This window comes from Streptomyces turgidiscabies Car8 (genome assembly GCF_000331005.1).
Lineage (GTDB): Bacteria > Actinomycetota > Actinomycetes > Streptomycetales > Streptomycetaceae > Streptomyces > Streptomyces turgidiscabies.
Window position 1 is genome coordinate 398,418 of sequence record NZ_AEJB01000361.1, and the last position, 18,082, is coordinate 416,499.

General features: G+C 69.6%; 16 protein-coding genes. 12 read left to right on the plus strand and 4 right to left on the minus strand.

Features of this window, described 5'->3' with window-relative positions:
- Positions 1–89 precede the first annotated feature (89 nt).
- The gene (locus STRTUCAR8_RS25845; protein WP_006378881.1) at positions 90–497 is read left to right on the plus strand and encodes a hypothetical protein; all 408 of its coding nucleotides are present in this window, start codon (positions 90–92) and stop codon (positions 495–497) included.
- Positions 498–509: 12 nt separating this feature from the next.
- On the opposite strand, the gene STRTUCAR8_RS25850 is transcribed toward STRTUCAR8_RS25845, so the two are convergent.
- Positions 510–1,406: an IS982 family transposase gene (locus STRTUCAR8_RS25850; RefSeq protein ID WP_006378631.1), complete on the minus strand. Its 897-nt coding sequence runs from the start codon at positions 1,404–1,406 to the stop codon at positions 510–512.
- A 6-nt stretch (positions 1,407–1,412) separates the two neighbouring features.
- On the opposite strand from STRTUCAR8_RS25850, the gene STRTUCAR8_RS25855 reads away from it, so the two are divergent.
- From STRTUCAR8_RS25855 to STRTUCAR8_RS25890, 8 genes are all read left to right on the plus strand, one after another.
- A complete protein-coding gene (locus STRTUCAR8_RS25855; RefSeq protein ID WP_006379125.1) occupies positions 1,413–2,225 on the plus strand; it encodes a protein-L-isoaspartate O-methyltransferase family protein in 813 nt (270 codons plus the stop codon).
- Positions 2,226–2,515: 290 nt separating this feature from the next.
- Positions 2,516–4,090, plus strand: a complete 1,575-nt coding sequence (locus STRTUCAR8_RS54495) for an NUDIX hydrolase (protein ID WP_063748535.1) — start codon at positions 2,516–2,518, stop codon at positions 4,088–4,090.
- Between the two features lie 60 nt (positions 4,091–4,150).
- Positions 4,151–6,517: a methyltransferase, FxLD system gene (gene fxlM / locus STRTUCAR8_RS25865; protein WP_006379030.1), complete on the plus strand. Its 2,367-nt coding sequence runs from the start codon at positions 4,151–4,153 to the stop codon at positions 6,515–6,517.
- A complete protein-coding gene (locus tag STRTUCAR8_RS25870) occupies positions 6,514–6,708 on the plus strand; it encodes a hypothetical protein (RefSeq protein ID WP_006378888.1) in 195 nt (64 codons plus the stop codon). Before fxlM ends, STRTUCAR8_RS25870 begins: the two co-directional genes overlap by 4 nt.
- Positions 6,709–6,800: 92 nt before the next feature.
- Positions 6,801–7,163 carry a MazG-like family protein gene (locus tag STRTUCAR8_RS25875; protein ID WP_006378724.1) on the plus strand — a complete coding sequence of 121 codons (363 nt, stop codon included), beginning with the start codon at positions 6,801–6,803 and terminating at the stop codon, positions 7,161–7,163.
- Positions 7,164–7,245: 82 nt separating this feature from the next.
- A complete protein-coding gene (locus STRTUCAR8_RS25880) occupies positions 7,246–8,550 on the plus strand; it encodes an MFS transporter (RefSeq protein WP_158697458.1) in 1,305 nt (434 codons plus the stop codon).
- A 35-nt stretch (positions 8,551–8,585) separates the two neighbouring features.
- Entirely contained in the window at positions 8,586–9,473 is an 888-nt protein-coding gene (locus STRTUCAR8_RS25885) for a PIG-L deacetylase family protein (RefSeq protein ID WP_006379229.1), read from the plus strand.
- Between the two features lie 176 nt (positions 9,474–9,649).
- On the plus strand, positions 9,650–9,904 hold the full coding sequence (locus STRTUCAR8_RS25890; protein ID WP_006379102.1) for a hypothetical protein: 255 nt from the start codon (positions 9,650–9,652) through the stop codon (positions 9,902–9,904).
- Positions 9,905–10,019: 115 nt separating this feature from the next.
- Here STRTUCAR8_RS25890 and STRTUCAR8_RS25895 read toward each other — a convergent pair whose 3' ends face one another.
- Complete coding sequence (locus tag STRTUCAR8_RS25895) at positions 10,020–12,911, minus strand: hypothetical protein (protein ID WP_006379058.1); 2,892 nt, start codon at positions 12,909–12,911, stop codon at positions 10,020–10,022.
- A 221-nt stretch (positions 12,912–13,132) separates the two neighbouring features.
- On the opposite strand from STRTUCAR8_RS25895, the gene STRTUCAR8_RS25900 reads away from it, so the two are divergent.
- The 3 genes from STRTUCAR8_RS25900 (at position 13,133) to STRTUCAR8_RS52745 (ending at position 15,792) form a co-directional block, all read left to right on the plus strand.
- The gene (locus tag STRTUCAR8_RS25900) at positions 13,133–14,092 is read left to right on the plus strand and encodes a hypothetical protein (RefSeq protein ID WP_006379267.1); all 960 of its coding nucleotides are present in this window, start codon (positions 13,133–13,135) and stop codon (positions 14,090–14,092) included.
- A gap of 283 nt (positions 14,093–14,375) precedes the next feature.
- Positions 14,376–15,617, plus strand: coding sequence for an IS110 family RNA-guided transposase (locus STRTUCAR8_RS25905; protein WP_044472923.1), 1,242 nt, complete (start codon positions 14,376–14,378; stop codon positions 15,615–15,617).
- A 34-nt stretch (positions 15,618–15,651) separates the two neighbouring features.
- Positions 15,652–15,792 carry a hypothetical protein gene (locus STRTUCAR8_RS52745; protein WP_158697459.1) on the plus strand — a complete coding sequence of 47 codons (141 nt, stop codon included), beginning with the start codon at positions 15,652–15,654 and terminating at the stop codon, positions 15,790–15,792.
- 212 nt (positions 15,793–16,004) lie between these two features.
- Here the strand turns inward: STRTUCAR8_RS52745 and STRTUCAR8_RS25910 are convergent, their stop codons facing one another.
- Together STRTUCAR8_RS25910 and STRTUCAR8_RS25915 are read right to left on the minus strand one after the other, a co-directional pair.
- Positions 16,005–17,324 carry an FAD-binding protein gene (locus tag STRTUCAR8_RS25910; protein ID WP_006379010.1) on the minus strand — a complete coding sequence of 440 codons (1,320 nt, stop codon included), beginning with the start codon at positions 17,322–17,324 and terminating at the stop codon, positions 16,005–16,007.
- Positions 17,317–18,072, minus strand: a complete 756-nt coding sequence (locus tag STRTUCAR8_RS25915) for an isopentenyl transferase family protein (protein WP_044472924.1) — start codon at positions 18,070–18,072, stop codon at positions 17,317–17,319. The genes STRTUCAR8_RS25910 and STRTUCAR8_RS25915 overlap by 8 nt, the downstream gene beginning before the upstream one ends.
- Between the last annotated feature and the right edge of the window lie 10 nt (positions 18,073–18,082).

The window sequence follows — 18,082 nt, forward strand, 5'->3', positions numbered from 1 at the left end:
ACCACACCCCGCCCAACCGGTGCCGTCGTACCGCCCGAAGGCCCGCACCGTTCTCCCTGCCCGTCCCGATCATCAGGAGGCCTGAACCGGTGTCCGATCACGCACTGCCCTCCGCCATCGCCCGACCCTCCACGGACGCCTCCGCCGCTGCCAGGGCGGCGATGGTCGAGCGGCTGGAGAAAGCCGGTGACCTGCACCCCGGCCCGGTCCGCGAGGCGCTCCTCGCCCTGCCCCGCGAGGAGTTGATGCCACAGGCGTACGTCCGACGCAGCCGGCCGGACGAGAAGCCGCCGCGCTGGGATCTCCTGGAGTGGGCCAATGAGGCGGACCGCGAGGAACTGCTGGGCGTCCTCTACAGCGGAGACGGCGTGGCGATCCAGCACGCCGGTGAACCTCTCGTAGACCGCCTGCCCGGTCCCCGGACGGGCGGGCCGATGACGTCGATGGCCAGCACGGTCGGCATGACCGCGAACCTCCTGGAGGAACTAGATGAGTAGTTCCGATGTGGCTCAGTGGTCGTAGGCGATCAGTGACCTGGTGATGGGTGCGCCGATGGCGCGGTTGTGCCAGATTGCGCAGGTCATGGCGAGGATTCGCTGGGCCACCCGGACGCCGACGCCGTCGATGGTGCGTCCGCCGTGCTGTTCGAGGTCGAGTTGACCCTTGAGGGTGTCGTTGACCGACTCGATCAGCTGGCGGACCGTCTTGAGCAGGGGTTCGGCCGGGTGCGGGGTGCCGCGGTTGCGGTAGGAGGGTCGCAGCAGCTGGATGCCGCGGGCGGCGAGGAAGCGGTCGAGTTCGGCGGCGATGTAGCCCTTGTCGGCCAGGATCAGCAGGCCGGGCCGGGTGGCGGCCAGGTCCGGGTCGTCGTCGATGAGCGCTGCCAGGACCTGCCGTTCGTCGATCTTGGGGTCGGCCAGGGCCCAGGTGACGGGCAGGCCGGCCGGGGTGCACACCAGGTGCAGTTTCAGGCCCCAGTAGAAACGTGAGTGGGAGTGGCAGTAGCCGTAGTTCGCCCAGCCGGCGAGGTCGGAGCGGCGTACGGTCTCGCGGGAGCGGGCGCATTCGACCGGGGTGGAGTCCACGATCCACAGGGGGTCGAGCCACAGGTCGGTGTCCGCCGCCAGGGAACGGATGGCCCGTTTGACCAGGGGCAGAGCAGCCCGCAGGCGTTTGTTGTAGGCCGGGCGCTGGGGCAGGTAGGGGAACAGTCCGTGCAGATGTGCGTGGGCGAAGCGGAGCCAGCGGGCCTCGTAGTGAAAGCCCAGGATCGCCTGGGCCACGGCCAGAGTCACCAGTTCCGCGTCGGTCAGCAGAGGCGGCCGCCCACGCCATCGCGGGGTCTTCAAATGGTCATCGACATGCACGTACAGTGCCGTCAAGAGGGTGTCTAAATCGGTCGTCACAACCCGATGTTGGACACCCTCCCCTCATCTGAGAACCCCACAATCGGAACTACTCATCTAGGGCTACGACCGGGCCACCGGGTCCTGGACATCGGCACCGGCGCCGGCATGACCGCGGCCGTCGCCTGCCGGATCTGCGGTGACGCCGGTGTCGTCACGCTCGATCGTGACCGGCATATCACCACCGCCGCCCGGTCCCGTCTCAACGACCTCGGCTACCAGCCGACGGTGGTGACCGGGGCCGGAGAGGCGGGCTGGCCGCAACGCGGCCCGTACGACAGGGTGTTCGTCTCCTACGCGGTGCCGCGGGTTCCGTCGGCGTGGATGGAGCAGCTCGCCCCGGGCGGGCGGGCCCTGGTCAACGTCAGCAGCACCTCGCCGTCCTGGCCCGGACTCGCGGTGATCACCAGATCCCCCCGGGGCCTGGTGGAGGGCGAGTTGCGCCCGGTGGAACTCGGGCACCGTCCCGGCCACGGGTTCGAACGGATCCATATCTCCCGGGAGTTCCGGGACCGGATCGAGACCGGCACCCATGGTCGCAATACCCGAAGCCGCCAGGCCCCGCCGGAGGACGACGCCCGCGGCTTGTGGCTCGCGCTCGCCTTCCTGCGCCCGGGCCTCGTCCGGAACTGGGACGCCGACCATCTCGTGATCGGCGCCCCAGCCTGCGGCTCCTGGCTCGCGGCCCGCCCCGACGCAACAGGTGGCTGGGCTGTGACGGCGTACGGACCCCGGGATATCTGGGGGGGAGATCCAGAACGTTGCCGCTCGCTGGAGGGCCGCAGGCGAACCGTCCGTCTACCGCCTCCACCTCGATGATGACCACCACCAGTGGGTCAGCGCCGGAGCCGGCATCGCAGGTCTCTCCTGGTCGCTTCGCAGTGCCGACTCCACAGGTGTCGAGGAAGAACGGTGACCGCTCGCGCGCCGCAGACTCCGACGGTCCGCCTCCAGCAGCGGGACCAGCGGCAACTACACCGCCCTGTTCATCCTGCACACCGGCGGGCCGACAGCCCCGACCCGAGGAGGTAGCCGAGTGATCCCCACCGCCACCTCGTACGCCCAACTGCACGCCGACATCTGCTCCCCGACCTTCGAGAGGCGCTGACATGCCGCCCGCCCGATCCGACATGAGCGCCCTCGTACGGACGTATCTGGTGCGCCACCCCACCGAACTCGCCGTCGTGGCACCGCTGTTGACGGCTATCGAAGGAGTGGAGGATCCGACGAGCCGTGCGACGATGCCCGCACACGTCACGTGCAGTGCCGTGGTGATCGACCGCGACCGTCGCGTGCTGCACGTCCTTCACAAGGCGAGCGGCCTTTTCCTGGTCCCCGGCGGAACGCCCGGGCCAGGGGATCACACCTTGCTCACCGCGGCGCTGCGCGAGGTGGGCGAGGTGTCCGGGATCAAGCCCGGCGACCTGTGCCTCACCCCGCAGCTCCTGGGCGTCCCCATCGACATCGACGTCCGCGACACCGGCACTCGTCCGGACAAGGGGGTGGCGGCGCAGCGGCACTACGACGTTCGGTTCGCCTTCTACCTGGCCCACGACCATGCCGACATCGCCCTGAACCAAGATCAGGTCGAGGCAGTCCACTGGCGCCCCTTCGACGAGGTCAGCTCCCCGGCGTTGCGCGCCAAGCTGGTTGATTCGGGGCTCGACGGACGGCCGGAGCCGGTGAACGCCTCGGCGATGATTTTCGACGATGCAGGACGGTACCTGCTGCATTTGCGCGACAATTATCCGCATATTTGGGAGCCTGGCTCGTTCGCGTTGCCTGGCGGCGGCAGTGAGCCTCAGGACGCAACGTTGGAGGACACCGTCCGGCGCGAGCTCGGTGAGGAACTTCCCGATCTTGTCGTCCCGGTCCTGGAGCTCTTCGCCGTGGAGATGGCCACCGGCACCGACGGGCTGTGCGTCCCCATCGCGGTTTTCGCCGGCCACTGGAATGGCGACGTCGACCGTCTGCGTCTCACTGAGGGTGTCCTGCTGCGCTGGTTCCCGCCCGAGATGCTGCACCGGCTGCGGCTGAGTCCGGGGACGCGCGACCTGGTGTTCCGGCATGCAGCGCAGCGCGCCGCCGTTCGTGGCCACAACGACCGGGCCGAACAGCGGGACGCCACGGAGCAGGGCACTCATCCGGTCGGCGGCCTCGGCGCGGCGAAGGCACCGGTGGCGGGGTCCCGCACGGGAGCGATGCCTCGACTCGCGGTTCCTGCCGACGCGAGCGAGATCGCCCGCCTGAGGTCCGAACTCATCCTCTCCGAACCGCTGGACGAGGACTGGCTGGTCATCTGCCGCGACCACCTCGCCGCGCGCCTTGTCCCGGGCGGGGACGCCCGGGCCTACGTCGTCGACGCCCCGGAGGGAGGGCTCGCGGCCTGTGCTCTCGCCCTGATCGACGCCGTGCTCCCCGCCCCCCGGTACCCCAAGGGGCTGGCCGCGCGGATCCAGGCCGTCGCCACCGTTCCCGGCTTCCGCCGCCGGGGCTATACCAAGGCCGCCTTGACCGCGCTGCTCGCGCACCTGGAAGGCGACGGCGTGACGCTCTACGAGCTGCACGCGTCCGACGACTCCGCCCCGCTGTACGCCGCGCTCGGTTTCAAGAGCGACCCCGCCCTCATGCGGATGACCCGGACCCCGTCCCCAGTTCGCGCACCCGCCCACGGGACGACCTGACCGGCGCCGAACCCGAGCAGCACAGCGAAAGAGAACCACCACACGATGAGGAGCAGCTACGTGGGTTACGTCCGACGGGACCAGTGGGAGCGCCACTATGCGCAGGAACGAGGCTTTCGACGGGTCGGTCAGACCGAGAAGGCCCTGCTGGCCGAGCACGTTCCCGCGCCGCCCAATGGCCGGGCTCTGGAGGTGGGTTGCGGAACCGGAGAACTCGCCGTCTGCCTGGGCGAACTCGGCTATCTCGTCGATGCCGTCGACTTCGCCGACAGCGCTCTGGCCCGGGCACGGGCCGAGCGGGCGGACGCGGTGGGCCTGCGCTGGCTGTGCCTGGACGTCACCCACGACGACGCGGCCGAGCTGAGCGACGACGGATACGACCTGATCACCCTGCGCCTGGTGTACCCCTTCCTCGGCGACCGTCAGCGGGTGACGCATTCGCTCGCCCGGCGGCTACGCCCGGGCGGCGCGATCGTGGTGATCACTCCCCTGGCCGCCGGCACCCCGGCCGACCGGCGCGACATCGCGCTGGACGAGGACGAGATCCGGCTGCTCACCGAGAGGTGGAAGACCGCGGAGCGGTTCGACGCCGACGGCCTGGCACTCCTCGTCCTACGTGACCCCCTGCAGGAGTTCACCGCGGTGGAGAAGGAGGGAGAGCCGTCGGCGCAGGCGGTCGCCGGCGCATGCATGGTGGTCACCAACGCCTTCGGGCGGGTGCTGCTGGGGCGCTCCAGCGACGGTGTGTGGGAGCTCCCCGGAGGGGGCGTCCTGCCGGGCGAGGACTTCCCCACGGCGGCCGTGCGCGAGTTGGCCGAGGAGACGGGACTGGCCTGCCGCACCGAGGACGCCCATCTGGTGGCGATCCTCCAGGACGACCGCGGCCCGCTGCGGCGCCTGTCCGGTGTGGTGCGCGCCGTCGCATGGTCCGGTGAACCAGCCGTACCCGAACAGGAGCGCCACCTCTTCGAGCGGTGGGAGTGGCACGATCTGCACGCGCTTGCCGCCCTCGGTCGGATCTTCTCGCCGTCCGCCCAAGCGCTGAATCTCGTGTGGCCGGGCGTGCTGCCCGGCCTGCCGCCCGTGCACGCCTACCCGGTGGCCGGCCAGCGGCCGCCGGTCGACGGCGAGCCCCCGCAGGCTGCGCGGCTGCGGCGGCGGATGACCGAGAACATCCTGAGGCGCGGGTACAGCCTGTCGGCACCGGTTCTCGAAGCGCTGCAGAGCGTGCCCCGCCACCGGTACGCGCCAGAGGTCCCGCTGGAGACGGCGTACGACGACAACCTCGCCGTCGTCACCCTCAGGAACGAGGAGGGGCGGGCGGTCAGCAGCGTCTCCGCCTCGTGGTTGCAGGGCACCATGATCGACGGCCTGCGCCCGCAGCCAGGAATGACGATGCTGGAGGTCGGGTCGGGCGGATTCAACGCCGAGCTCCTCGCCCACGTCGTCGGCGGCCGGCGCGGGCACGGGCGCGTGGTGACGGTCGACATCGACCCCTACGTGGTGCATCGCACCCGGCAGTTGACGGCCGAGGCCGGCAGCGGCCGCGTCACCGCGGTCCTCGGCGACGGCGCCCTCGGCGCACCGGGCCATGTCCCCGCTGACGGCTTCGACGGCATCGTGATCACCTATAACGTGTGGGACCTCTCACCGGCGTGGCACGAGCAGCTCGCCGAGGGCGGCCACCTCGTCCTGCCGCTGGAAATGCACGGCTACACCCGGGCGATCGCCCTGCACAAGCGCGGGAATGTACTCGAAGCCGGCCCTGGCGATTGGACATTCTGCGGGTTCATCCGCGACCGGGGATCCGCGGCCCGCACCACCCCCGCCGTCGATCTGCCCGGCGGGCTCCAACTCCGCTTCGAGGACGGACTGCCCGCGGACACCGCCGGCCTGGACCAGGCGCTGCGAGGGCCTCGCTACGAACTCGGCACAAGCGTGAGTGTGGCCGGCGACGAGTCGTTCGAGACCCTGCAACTGCTGCTGGCCACCACGCTGGACGGGTTCTGCCGGCTCGCGTTGGACGGCGAGCGCGACGGCGGCCTGGCGTCCGTGCCGCGCGGCGCGGACGCGGCCGCCATGGTGGGTGAGGGGTCTCTTGCCTACCTGACGCACGTCCTGGTCGAGGACGGGGACACCCCCGCCGAGCGGCGCAGCGAGTTCATCGTCCACGCCTTCGGCCCAGCCGGCGAAGACCTCGCCGGGCAGATGGCCGCTCGGGTCCGCGCCTGGGACAGCACGGTCCGCGCTGGCGGCTACCCCCACTTGACCGTGCACCCGGCCGGCACGGCGGACCGGGACCTGCCCGAGGGCCATGTGCTGGACAAGGCGGAATCCAGGCTGGTCTTCCACTGGCCCTCCCTGGACGGCGACGCGCGCCTCGCGCCAGCAGCGGGGGACCTGACCAGCGCCGGAGACAGCCGATGACCGTATCGATCAACGGCCTGTTCGGCGTGGGAAAGCCGACGCTCGCGGCTGAACTCGTCCAGGCCCTGCCGGGGACGGTGGTGGCTGACCCCGAGGACACCGGCTCCGCCGTCCGCAGCGCCTTACGCAGTCACCGCCGCGAGCACCGGAACTACGAGCGCACTGACTCCACGCCGACGGTCACGTCATAAACACCACCGAGCTCACCCGCGAACAGACCTTCGCTGCCGCCCTCGATCACCCCGGCACCACGCCCAACACCCTCTGAAGGAGACACCACGCCGTGCACGCCATCCCCTGGGACACCATCCATCAACTCGCCCGCCGCTTCAACGAACACGACACCGCGCTCGGCCTGGGCCGAGAGGAACAGTGGACCCTGCAGGTCCTCAAGATCGCCGAGGAGACCGGGGAAGCATCCCAAGCGGTCATCGGAGCCCGCGGCACCAACCCCCGCAAAGCGAAAGCGCCGTGGGCTCACGCGCATGCGGAAGTCGCCGACGTGGCCATCACCGCTCTGGTCGCCCTGGCCCGCATGCGCCCGGACGACGCTGCCGAGTACCTCGACCGGCATCTGGCCGCCAAGTCGGCGAACTTCCTTCCTGCCTCTCCCCCAGAACTCCCGGCCCCGGCGGAACCGGCATGAGCAGCTGCCGACCGACGCAACGACGACCACTGGGCCACGAACGACTCCAGAGCCGTCTGGACGAGGCCGAAGGGGGGCGTGCGTGACGGCTTCCGATGAACCGCTCCCCCGTTCCGCCGCATCCTCGATGCCGACGGCCGCCGAGGACACGGTCAACCGCGACCTGATGATCTACAACAACGGGCTTGCAGTAGGTGTTCTGGGCGGCGCGGTTACGTCCGTCGCACTGCCAAGCCTGGCCCTGATCACACTGAAGGCCACTCCCTGGGAGCTGAGCCTGCTCTACGCCGCCCAACGGTTCCCGCCCGCGGTGACGGCGCTCTTCGGCGGGGCGCTGGTCGACCGGTATCGCAAGCTGGCCTTGCTGACCTGGGGCAAGGCGGTGGGCGGAGTACTGCTGCTGTGCGTGCCGCTCGCCGCGTACCTCGGTTGGCTGTCCCTGCCGCTGCTGTGTGTCGTCGGCCTGCTGCTCGCCGCCGTCAACGACATCTCCTCCACGGCCGGAATCAGCTATCTGCCCTCGCTGGCCAAGGGCGAGAACCTCGCGGCCGCCAATTCGAAGATGGGCGCCCTGTTCTCTTTCACGGACGCCGCGGGCAGCTACTGCGCGGCCGGGTTGATCGCGCTGTTGGGGACGAGCCGCGCGATCATCGCCGACGTCGCCTCGTACTTCATCAGCGTCGTGTGCATGACGCGGATCCGTACACCGGAGCCACCGCCAAGACCGCGTCCGGCCGACAGCACCCTGTGGCGCGAGATCCGCGACGGACTTCGGTACACCGTCCGGCACCCGGTGCTGTGGCCGCTGGTGCTGTCCAACACGGCGCTGTCCCTGGCGATGACTGCCTGGGATGTTCTCTACCTGATCTACGTGGTCCGGGAATTGCACTGGTCACCGGTCGCCCTGGCCGTGGTCATGGGCTGCGCGAGCGTCGGCGGTGTCGTCGGCGCCCTGGCCGGCCGGCGCCTCGCCCGCCCGCGCGGCGCATGGTGGGGCGTCGGCCCGCTGCTGCTGTGCACGCTGGCCCTGCAGCCGCTCATCCTGATGCCGGTGCTCATCGCCGGCCCGGGCCTGCTGTGGCAGATCGTCATCGGAGTCTGCGTGACCGTCCGGTTCGCGGGCGCGACCGCGCACGGCTCGACCCAGCGCTCGGTACGCCAGGGCGTGTGCGAACCCCAGTACCAAGGACGGCAGCAGTCGATCGGTACCTGGATGACGTTCGGCCCAAGATTCCTCAGCGCGCTCGGGGCGGGCCTCCTCGTCTCCGCGATCAGTCTCGTCCCGTCGATGGCCGTTGCGGCAGTCGCCACCGCCGGGGGGTTCGTCGTACTGCTCCACTCCCCTGTCCGGCGCCTTCGGGTGATGCCGACGGCCTCCGGCGGCTGACCGCCCAACCCATCTTGAGGAAGGTCCACCACCCCGTGACCACATCCGCTTCCCCGTCCATCCCGTCGCTGCTCGGCGTGTTCGCCCACCCGGACGACGAAAGTCTCCTTGCGGGAGGAGTCCTCGCCCAGCATGCCGCCGAAGGCGCGCGCACCGCAGTCGTCACCGCTACCTGGGCTCCGGACAGTCATCGGGCGACCGAGCTCGCCGACGCCCTTGCAGTCCTCGGTGCAGGCCGACCTCGGATGCTCGGGTACCGCGACGCCCGCAACAACTCGTCGGCGCCTGGGAGCCCTCGCTTGCTCGACGCGCCCCTGGACGAGGTCATCGCCCGGCTGGTCGCGCAGTTGCGGGAGTTCCGTCCCGACGTCGTGATCTTCCACGACGCCGTAGGCCAACTGACCGGCCATCCGGACCACCGCCACACCCACCGGGTGACCCTGCTCGCGGTGGAGGCTGCCGGGCTCGCTCACCTCTACCCGGAGGCCGGTGAGCCCTGGCAGACCCGTGCCCTTTACGCAGCCACCCACCCGCACTCCGGGGTGGGTGACCTGGGACCGCTGCTGACCGGCGTCGGCAAGACCGTGCTGTCCGTCCCGGACGCGTACGTGACCGCGGCCGTCGATGTAACACCCTGGGCAGAACAGAAATGGCGCGCGATCCTCGCGCATCGCGGCGAAGTCGCACGTGAGCGCCCGTTGCCCGGCATCCTGGCCCGCCTGCCCGAGGACACCCGCCGCAGGATCATCTCCACCGAGTACTTCACACGCCTCGCACCCGGGCCTGTCCCTGCCCGCAGGCATCGTCCTCGACGAGACCCTGCCGGACCAGTTGGAGAAGGCCGTACTGAAACAGGGAAGCCAGGTTCTGGGAGGGTTGCAGTACGGCGCCTGGACCCGAGTGCCGTGAGGCACAGACGGTAGGCAGAGGGCCGATGCCGGGGCTGCTTCCGTCCCCGGCATCGGACGGAGCGCGCCTCCACGGACGGGGGTTATGCGGCCGGTGCTTTCTTTGAGGACGAGGTCGATGAGGCCGGCGACGCGTTGGTCGAGTTCTTCTTTGCGCAGTGTAAGGGGACGAACAGAACAAGGAGCTCGGCATGAGCCAACCGACAGCAACCGGCGGCGCCGCACCGGCGACGATGCGGGCCGTCGTCGTCACCCGGCCCGGCGGCCTCGACGCACTTCAGATCAAGGACGTACCGGTGCCCGTCCGCAAGCCCGGCTGGGTACGGATCAAGGTGAAGGCGTTCGGCGTCAACGAGTCCGAGGTCACCACCCGCAAGGGCGAGTCGGACGCGGTGGTCACCTACCCGCACGCAGCCCAGCATCGTGGGAGTCGTCCAGCTCGATGACCTTCGTAATCATGGCGTCACAGTAGAGCAGCGAGCGTGAAGCCGTGCTGGACAGGGGTTTTGAGGAGCTGACGGGCAGTGCTGGAATTGACTCATGCCGTCTGAGGAAGGCGGTTTACATCGCGGTGAATGGAACGTCCAGGCGGCGGTGGATGAAGACGAGATCACGGATGCGTCGCACCTCGTCGGGCGCGATGTGGGCCAGGACGGGAAGGGCGTGGTGCCAGCCTTCGTCAGCAAGTGCATCGGCCAGGAATCGGCGTGCTGGTGCGGCGGCTTGGACCGGGTCGGGGGGCAGGTCCTGCAGAGCCAGAATCAGGAGAGTCTGTGTGAAGGTGCTACTGCTGTCGCCGGGGATGGGCTGCGCGGCGGCTGTGTGCGTGAGGTAGGCGGCGACCGAGGCGAAGGCCGCGGCGCGTTCGGCCGGGTCGCGGTGGAGTTGTGCGGCTCGGTGGGCGGCTTCGTAGTCCTGGAAGGCGGCGAATGCGACGGCGAACCCATCGACCGGGATCTCCCACGGCGGAGCGTCAGACCAGTTGCGCCATGACCTCATGAGGGCCTGACGTGCCTGCTCTGGCTGTGAGGGGGAGGCCACGATGACCGCAACGAGGACTTCTTCCAGTGTCGCGTCCTTCTGCGCGGCGCGTTGTTCGGACCAGACGCTTTCGATAGCCTCGTCGAGCTGGTCCCTGCTGGCCGGACATGCGCCACCGATCGCGGCGGCGAGTTCGGCGAGGCGGACGATGCGGCTGCCGGGATCGGCCGAGTTGGCCATCACGTGTTCTCGCTCCTGGTCGATGAGGCGGGCGGCAGTCGCCGGATCGTGGGCGCGCAGCCCAGCCGCCACCGCGATCAGCGTCCGCCGGCGCCGAGAACTGTTCTCCTTGCCGACCTCTTCGGCCAGTGCGAGCGCGCCGTCACTGTCTCCCGCATACGCGAGCGCCTGCGCGGCAGCGCGTTGGGCGGCCGCCACCCCCACACCGGGCGCGCCGTCGAGGAGGGCGAAGTTGCCGGCGCCTTCCAGTACCCGGGCCTGGTCGGCGGCCGTGTGTGCGAGCCGATTATCCTCTCGCACACGGCCCGCCATGGCTTCTGAGACGGCGACAGCCGCAAGGGCGCGCACCTGGCCGACGGGATCTTTAAGGTCTTCGGCCAGCCGCTGAGCGTCGGCGGTTTCGCCGACAGAAGCAAGCGCTGCGCACAGCGTGATCAGCCATGTCTGCCGCACACCGCTATTGTCGGGCGAGTCCGCCATCAGGCCCAAAGCCTCCTGCAACCTGCTCTCCGCCTCGTCCTGCTGTCCCTGCCCGGCAAGGTCGCACACCTGCCGGGCCAGGCTCTCCGCCGTGCGCGGGACCTCACCCTCGGGCGGGGAACCGGGTAGCAGAGCGAGTGCCGCGGCCCGTATGTCCCGGCCGAACCAGCCCATGCGCAGGGTCAGGGGGACGTTGGCCACGAGCTCGCTGGCCTCGTCGACGGCACCGGTGTCCAGCAGAGCCCGCACCACGCTCTTCAGCATGAGTTCCAAGAAAATGTCCAGATGCGATGTGTCCTCGCGCGACAGTGACTGTGGTGCGAGGAGGGCGGCTCGCAGCGGTCGTGCCGCCTGCTGGGCCAAGGCGGCTGCCTCATCGGGGCGGTGTGCCGCCAGAGCCGAGGCCGCGACGGCGTGAACGGCGCAGGCCTCAAGACTCTCGTCGCGCGTCTGCGCGTACAGGCTGATGTGCTCCTCCAAGCGTGCCGTGCGGGGCTGGGAGGAGGCCTGTGCGACGGCGGTCCAGGCTCTGACCGGCGGCGTGGGGTCGGCAGCCCAGCCGGATGCCAGTTCGTCGGCACAGCGCTCGGCTTCATCCAGAAGTTCCTCTGCCAGACCGGCGTCGCGGTGGGCGACGGCGAGGGATGCCTCCACGGTGATGCGGCACGTGAGGATCTCGTCGCCTTCTCGGGCCGGCGGCTGGAGAGATGCAAGCAGCGCGCGGCCGTCTTGGTCTTGGCCCACCGAGAACAGTGCGAGGGCGACCTGGCCCGTCGCTGCCTCGGCGTCGTACTCGTCCCCGTTCGCTGGTGACGCCTCGTAGCGGGCTTGTCGAGCCCAGCGGGCGGCCTCCTGCGCCGCCTCGATGGCATGCCGAGGGTCGCTGCCCGCGAGAGCCCGGGCCACTTGCGCCAGCCTGGCGGCCCGATCCGGCGTGTACGGCGCGGTCCTGGCGAGGTCGATGGCACGCCGGGAGTGTCCCAGGGAAGCGAAGGCCACCGGGAGGCTCGGCGGCAGTGCCCGGGCGTCCTCGTGCAGCAGATCGCGGGAAGCCGTGAGCGCCGCCAACACACCCAAATCCTTTGCCCCGTCGAGCTCGACCAGCTGGCGAGCCGCCTCAAGATCGGCCAGTGCCGTGTCGACTGAGGAACGGGACACCAGCGCCAGCTGGCGCCGCGGGTCCAAGGCGAGCGAGACGATGCGCTCGGTGCTGCCCGCGCTGCGGAGCATGTGCGGATAGTCGTAGAGCAGATATGACGGGGTGTGCGACGGCCAGCCCTTGGCCTGGTAGGCGTCCGCCCAGGCGTGGAGCCGGTCCGCGCAGGCGCCGACGACGGACGGGCCCAGCTCGGCCAGCGCCGTGCGGCGGAGCTCTTCATGGCCCAGGAGATAGGGACGCGGGTCGGCTGCCGGCCGAGGCCGCGCGAGGTGCCGGCGTTCGTCGACGAGGAAGCTGCGCCCGGTGATGCTGCGAAGCCGTCTTTTCACATCGTGGGGGCGAACGTCGAGCACTTCCGACAGGTCTCGGTCCGACAGCGCGCCACGAGCGGCTACGAGCAGGCCGAGCAGGTCGCTGCCCACCGGGGTGTCGTTCAGCAGCCGCTCGAGTTCCCGCCCGGCCATGTCGCTGATGACCTGGGCGCGCGGCGAGGGGCTGAGCGGGCGGACGATGTCCGGCTGCCGCAGAGGGTGATCTTGCGGCAGGTCGCCGGGGAGGAGCGGGTGGGGCCGGCCGGTGACGATGACCCGCATGCCGGCGGGCGGGCGCTTGGGTAGCAGGGCGGCGATGCTGTGCCCGCCCGGGCCGCCTCCGCTGTCCTCGTCGAGGCCGTCTACTACGACGACCAGCCGGCGTCCCTGCCTTCGGCATGCCCACCGCCCAGGCTCTCGCCGCGCTGGTACGTGATGCCGCGGCCGAGGCAGGCTCTGGCGGACTGCGCGTTGGCCAAGGGCTTCCGGACCGGGAGCGCGAAATGGGCGCGGCATACCAGGAGGTTGCCGCGGCCGGGCTGGGGCGGCCGGCCGGGGAAGCGTGGGCCCACGGGACGGCCGCGCTCCAGGACCTGCACCACGTCCAGGATGGAGAACCGGGCTGGGTGCTGTGTCTGGTGCCCGATCGACCACCAGTCGCGGTCGCCGCACCCGTCTGGCAGGCGATCATCGACGCCGGGCGGGCAAGCTATGGCCACGATCCGCTCGCGGCCGTGGGCTTCCCCGTCCCGCCCGAAGGCGAGGACGAACCATGGGCTATCGGGCCTGGTTCCCGGGAGGTGGACCTCTACGGCGGGACGTGGGGCGCGGGCCGCCTGGCGCGCTCGGGCCATGGCGTGTGGCGGTGGCAGCCGATCCCCCGCTTCAGCCTCAACCAGGGCCGCTGCGCCACGAACTGGACGGCCGACCAGACGCCGGCGCTGCGCCTGCGCGCCGTGGTGAACCTCCCCTGGGCCGGCGTGGACGGGCTGGAGATCACGAGGGACCGGCGCCGTCAGCTCGAACAGCAGCTCCCGCACAGCGTGCTGGCCGGCGCCGTGACCTTGCTTTCCAGGCGCCGGGGCGCGGAACTGCCCGCTGTTGGCTGGGTGCGGGGCCCGTTCAACAACTCGGCCCGCTCCGCCGGATACACGTGCACGATCGCGCCGGAGGGCCGCCCGGCCCTCACGGCGGCCGCCATGCTCGCCCTGCCGAGCCCGACGGAATCCACCGTAGTCGCCTGCGCGGAGGTCAGGGTCGAGGACGCGACGGCGTGGGCGGCAGCCCTCGGCGCTGGCGGGGAAACTCAACTCGGCCTCGACGAGGTCCAGGCGGTCCTGCTGGACGCGTGGGAGACGGCCGCCGAGCTCCTGCCCGAGATCGTCGGCAACCAGTCGGCCCTCCGGTGGGCCGCACCGTCCCCGCCGGTGGGTGGCGGTGGTCGGTGTCGGTGGATCGCGTAGCCCACGCCTGGGGCTCGACCCCTCCAGGAAGACCTGCAACACCGCCACCGTCCATCGCCACCCACCCCAGTAGCGTTCGTGGTTCGAGCCACCCGCAGGGACCACCTCTCACCGTGCCCGGAGCCGTCGAGCTCCCCACAAGACCGAGGGCCCTGCGGGCAGCTGGGGTCACGAACGGCTAATCGGATGCCGGGCCACCGAGCCCTGCCATTAGGGAGACGCGTGCCCCTGCAGGGCTGACCAGCGGCAACAGCAGGACGGAGAGGAGACCAATAACGTGCATATAGGAGTGTTCTGCGGTATCGACTGGGCCAGCGACCATCACGACGTCGCGCTGGTCAGCGGCGACGGAACCTTGTTGGCCCGCGCGCGGATCGGTGACGACGCCCATGGCCTGCAGCAGCTGCTCGACCTCCTCGCCGCTCACGGCGACACTCCCGAGGACCCGATCCCGGTGGCCATCGAGACCTCCCGGGGACTGCTGGTCGCGTGCCTGCGCGCCACCGAGCGGCCGGTCTATGCGATCAACCCGATGGCCGCTGCCCGCTACCGAGACCGATACTCGGTCGCCCGCAAGAAGTCCGACCATCTCGACGCCATGGTGCTGGCCAACATCCTTCGCACGGACGCGGCCGCACACCGGACGCTGCCGCGCAACAGCGAGCTCGCCAAGGCCACCGCGGTCCTGGCCCGAGCCCAGCAGGACGCGGTCTGGGACCGCACCCAGGCTGGCAACAAACTCCGCTCCCACCTGCACAGTTACTTCCCAGGCTTCCTCGCTGCCGCAGGGCACCACCGCGAGGGCTTGTGCCACCCCATCGCCAGGACCCTGTTCGCCGCAGCACCCACCCCCGCGCGGGCGGCCAGGCTCACCCGCGCCCAACTGCGGGCGCTGGCCAAGAAAGCCGGCCGCCAGCGCGGGATCGAGGCCGAGGCAGACCGTCTCCACACCGCTCTCCGCCTTCCGCAGATGCGTCAACTCCCGCTCGTCGAGGAGGCGATGGGCCGACAGACCCTCGCCCTGCTGCGGCAGCTCGAAGCGGCATGCTCCAGCGCGGACGACCTCGCCGCAGCCACCACGGAGTCCTTCGAGAAGCACCCGGACGCCGAGATCATCACCAGCTTCCCCGGCCTCGGCCCGCTCACCGGAGCCCGGGGACTCGCCGAGATCGGCGACGACCGATCCCGCTTCGCCGCCGCCAGGTCCCTGAAGGCATACGCAGGAGCAGCCCCCATCACCAGGGCCTCCGGCAAGACAGTCAGCGTCCAGGCCCGCCGGGTCAAGAACCAGCGACTGGCCTCCGCCGGCTACCTGTGGGCCTTCTCCGCCCTGACCGCCTCACCGGGCGCCAAGGCCCACTACGACCGACGCCGCGACGACGGCGATCACCACACCGCAGCTCAGCGCAACCTCTTCAACCGGATGATCGGCTGTCTCCACCACTGCCTCAGCAACCGCACCCGCTACGACGAGAGCACCGCCTTCCCCGGCACTGCGAAGTGCCTCAACACAGCAGCCGCTTGACAGATCAACTGCATCGGATGTCTTCCTCGCCGCCATGGCCGCCACCGAGATCGAAAAGGGGGCCGAAGAAACGATTCCCGCACTCTCGCGCCCCTCAGCCTGGCAGAAATCCGGAGACTCCTGGAAGCTCTCCGCCCCGGTCCAACGCGGCATCGGCATCCCGACCGCGCACTGACCTGGTCCCGCTTCAGAAGACGCCACCAAGCGACCGCCAAACGCTGTCACTACGCCCGTCGCACCGCCGGTCACGAACTGCCACAACATGACGCACCATCAGTCAACTAGACTCAATAACAAGCCCCTGACCAGGGACGATAGCGAACTACCGCTGGAGTACTAGCCCGAAAGTCTGACAGAAGCAGCTCCCGCTGGTACTGGCGACGATCCTCAGATGAGCCGTATTCCGTGTCCGGGCGTCAGGATGATGTTCGGGTCGAAGCGTCGCTTGGCGCGTGCGAAGTCGTTCCACAGTGGTCCGAAGTGTCTGCGCCAGTCCTCGGGCGACATCGGCAGGGCGTTGACCGGATAGGCGACGCCGCCTGCTGCCAGAGCTTGTTCGTATATTTGACGGTTACTCGCGATCATCGGACCTTGTTCGCCGGGCAGGGCCGTACGCAGCAACGCGACCATGAACGCTGTCGCGTCGGTGGGCTTTCGGACGAACGGCGTTGCGAGCTTCGCGGTCGGTAGTGGATAGACGATGACGAGCCCTGACCGGCCTGTGGATTCCTGCGTCAGACCGTCGAGTGCCTGCCGAACGAACCCCTCGGCTGTCGGAGCCGGCAACAGCATGTTCAGCCAGGGATGCGGATGGAACCACTCTCCGGTCCTCCGGAGTTCCTGTTCTCCGGCCGCCATCCGGTCGAGGAACTCGGCATGTGGAAGAACCTCGACAGGTTCGGCACGGCATTCGGGGTGAAGGCTCCGGAGCACGGACCGTTCGTCCGGCGGGTCCCCGGTGAGACAGTGCTTGGCCAGGTCAAGCCGATATCGCCACGGACCGCTCCCGAGCGGCAGGACCCGGCCTTCCACATGGTCGAACATTCCCTCGTGCGCGAGGCGTGTCTGCTCGGCGAGAAAGACCGTCAGGTCGTTGTACAGGAACTTGTACCAGTGCGTTTTGTCGAAGGCCGGGACGAGCCGCAGAGTGGCTCGGACAATCACGCCGAACTGGCCAAGCCCCCCGCGCACACAGTCGAACAAGTCACGGTTCCCGAGCGGAGAACACCTCACCAGAGCGCCTGTCCCGGTGACGACATCGAGGTCCACCACGTTGTCGGTCTGCGCGCCGTGTCGATGACTCGCGCCACCAAATCCGCCGACGGACAGCGTGCCGCCGACCGTGGTGCCCAGGAAGTCGGTGAGAACCGGCGGCGTCCGGAGTCCGGGGAGCGTGGCCGCGACCACGTCCGACCATCGGGCACCGGCGTCCACCACGATGTGATCGGGTCCGACCTCGTGCACGGTGTCGAGTTCCGTCATGTCCAGCACGATCCCGTCGGCGGCCTGGCCCTGACCGTACGTGGAGTGCCCGGCCCCCCGTGCGGCGAGCGGTCTGCCCTGGCCTGCCGCGTACGACACCGCTTCCTGGACCTCGGCCGGCGAGCGCGGCGCGAGTACTGCCGCAGGTTTCGCATGTACGCAGTGCCCGAAGTCCTCGGCCGCACTTGTGAGCCCGGCTTCGTCGGTTCGCCATCGATCACGCATCCGGCGAATTCCGGACATGGTGATCGAAAGTCTTCAGGAAGAGTCGCTCCTGTGTGAAGCCGTGCGCCGCGTACCGCTCGCCCAGCATGGTCGAGAGTTCGCCAAGCATCTTCTCTGAGAGGTCGACATCGGCCACCTCCTCTGGTTCGACCGAGTGTTTGGCGCACCATTCGCAGATACTGTCCAGTCCACTGACGGACGCGGCGAAGCGTCGTTGGCCAGGTGTTCTCCAAGCGGCAGCGAACTCTGTGAGAAGGCTCCTTCCGGAACTGTCCGGCAAGAGCATTTTCCGTGCTCTCGCGATTTGCCGCGCCGAATAGTAGCTCTTGTCGAAAATAGGAAGGAGGTCGACGGAAACGCTGTAGGGGAGGTTTTCCATCAGTTCGGCGAAGCGGAGCAGCAGAGAAATCGAACCGCCCTCCAGTACAACCAGCCCACGGTCGGTGACGAGTGATCCGAGTCTGCTCAGCAGGTCTTCCGATGCCTCGCCGAGGGCGTAGTCCCCGTCGCTGACGGTCCGGTCGCTCAACCAGATCCGGTCGACCTCCAGGACATGGGCATCGGCGGCACGACCGCTCGTCACGACCAGATCGGTGAAGCACTGGATACGGTCGGCCACAAGGACTGGTGCTCCGGTGTCGCGCGCCAGTGCGGTGGCCGCCGCGCTCTTCCCGACTCCGGTGGGACCGACGAGCGCGCGCACGCCGATCGTGCCACGCCCACGGGCCGTACGGATTCGAGCGGTCATCTTCAGCACC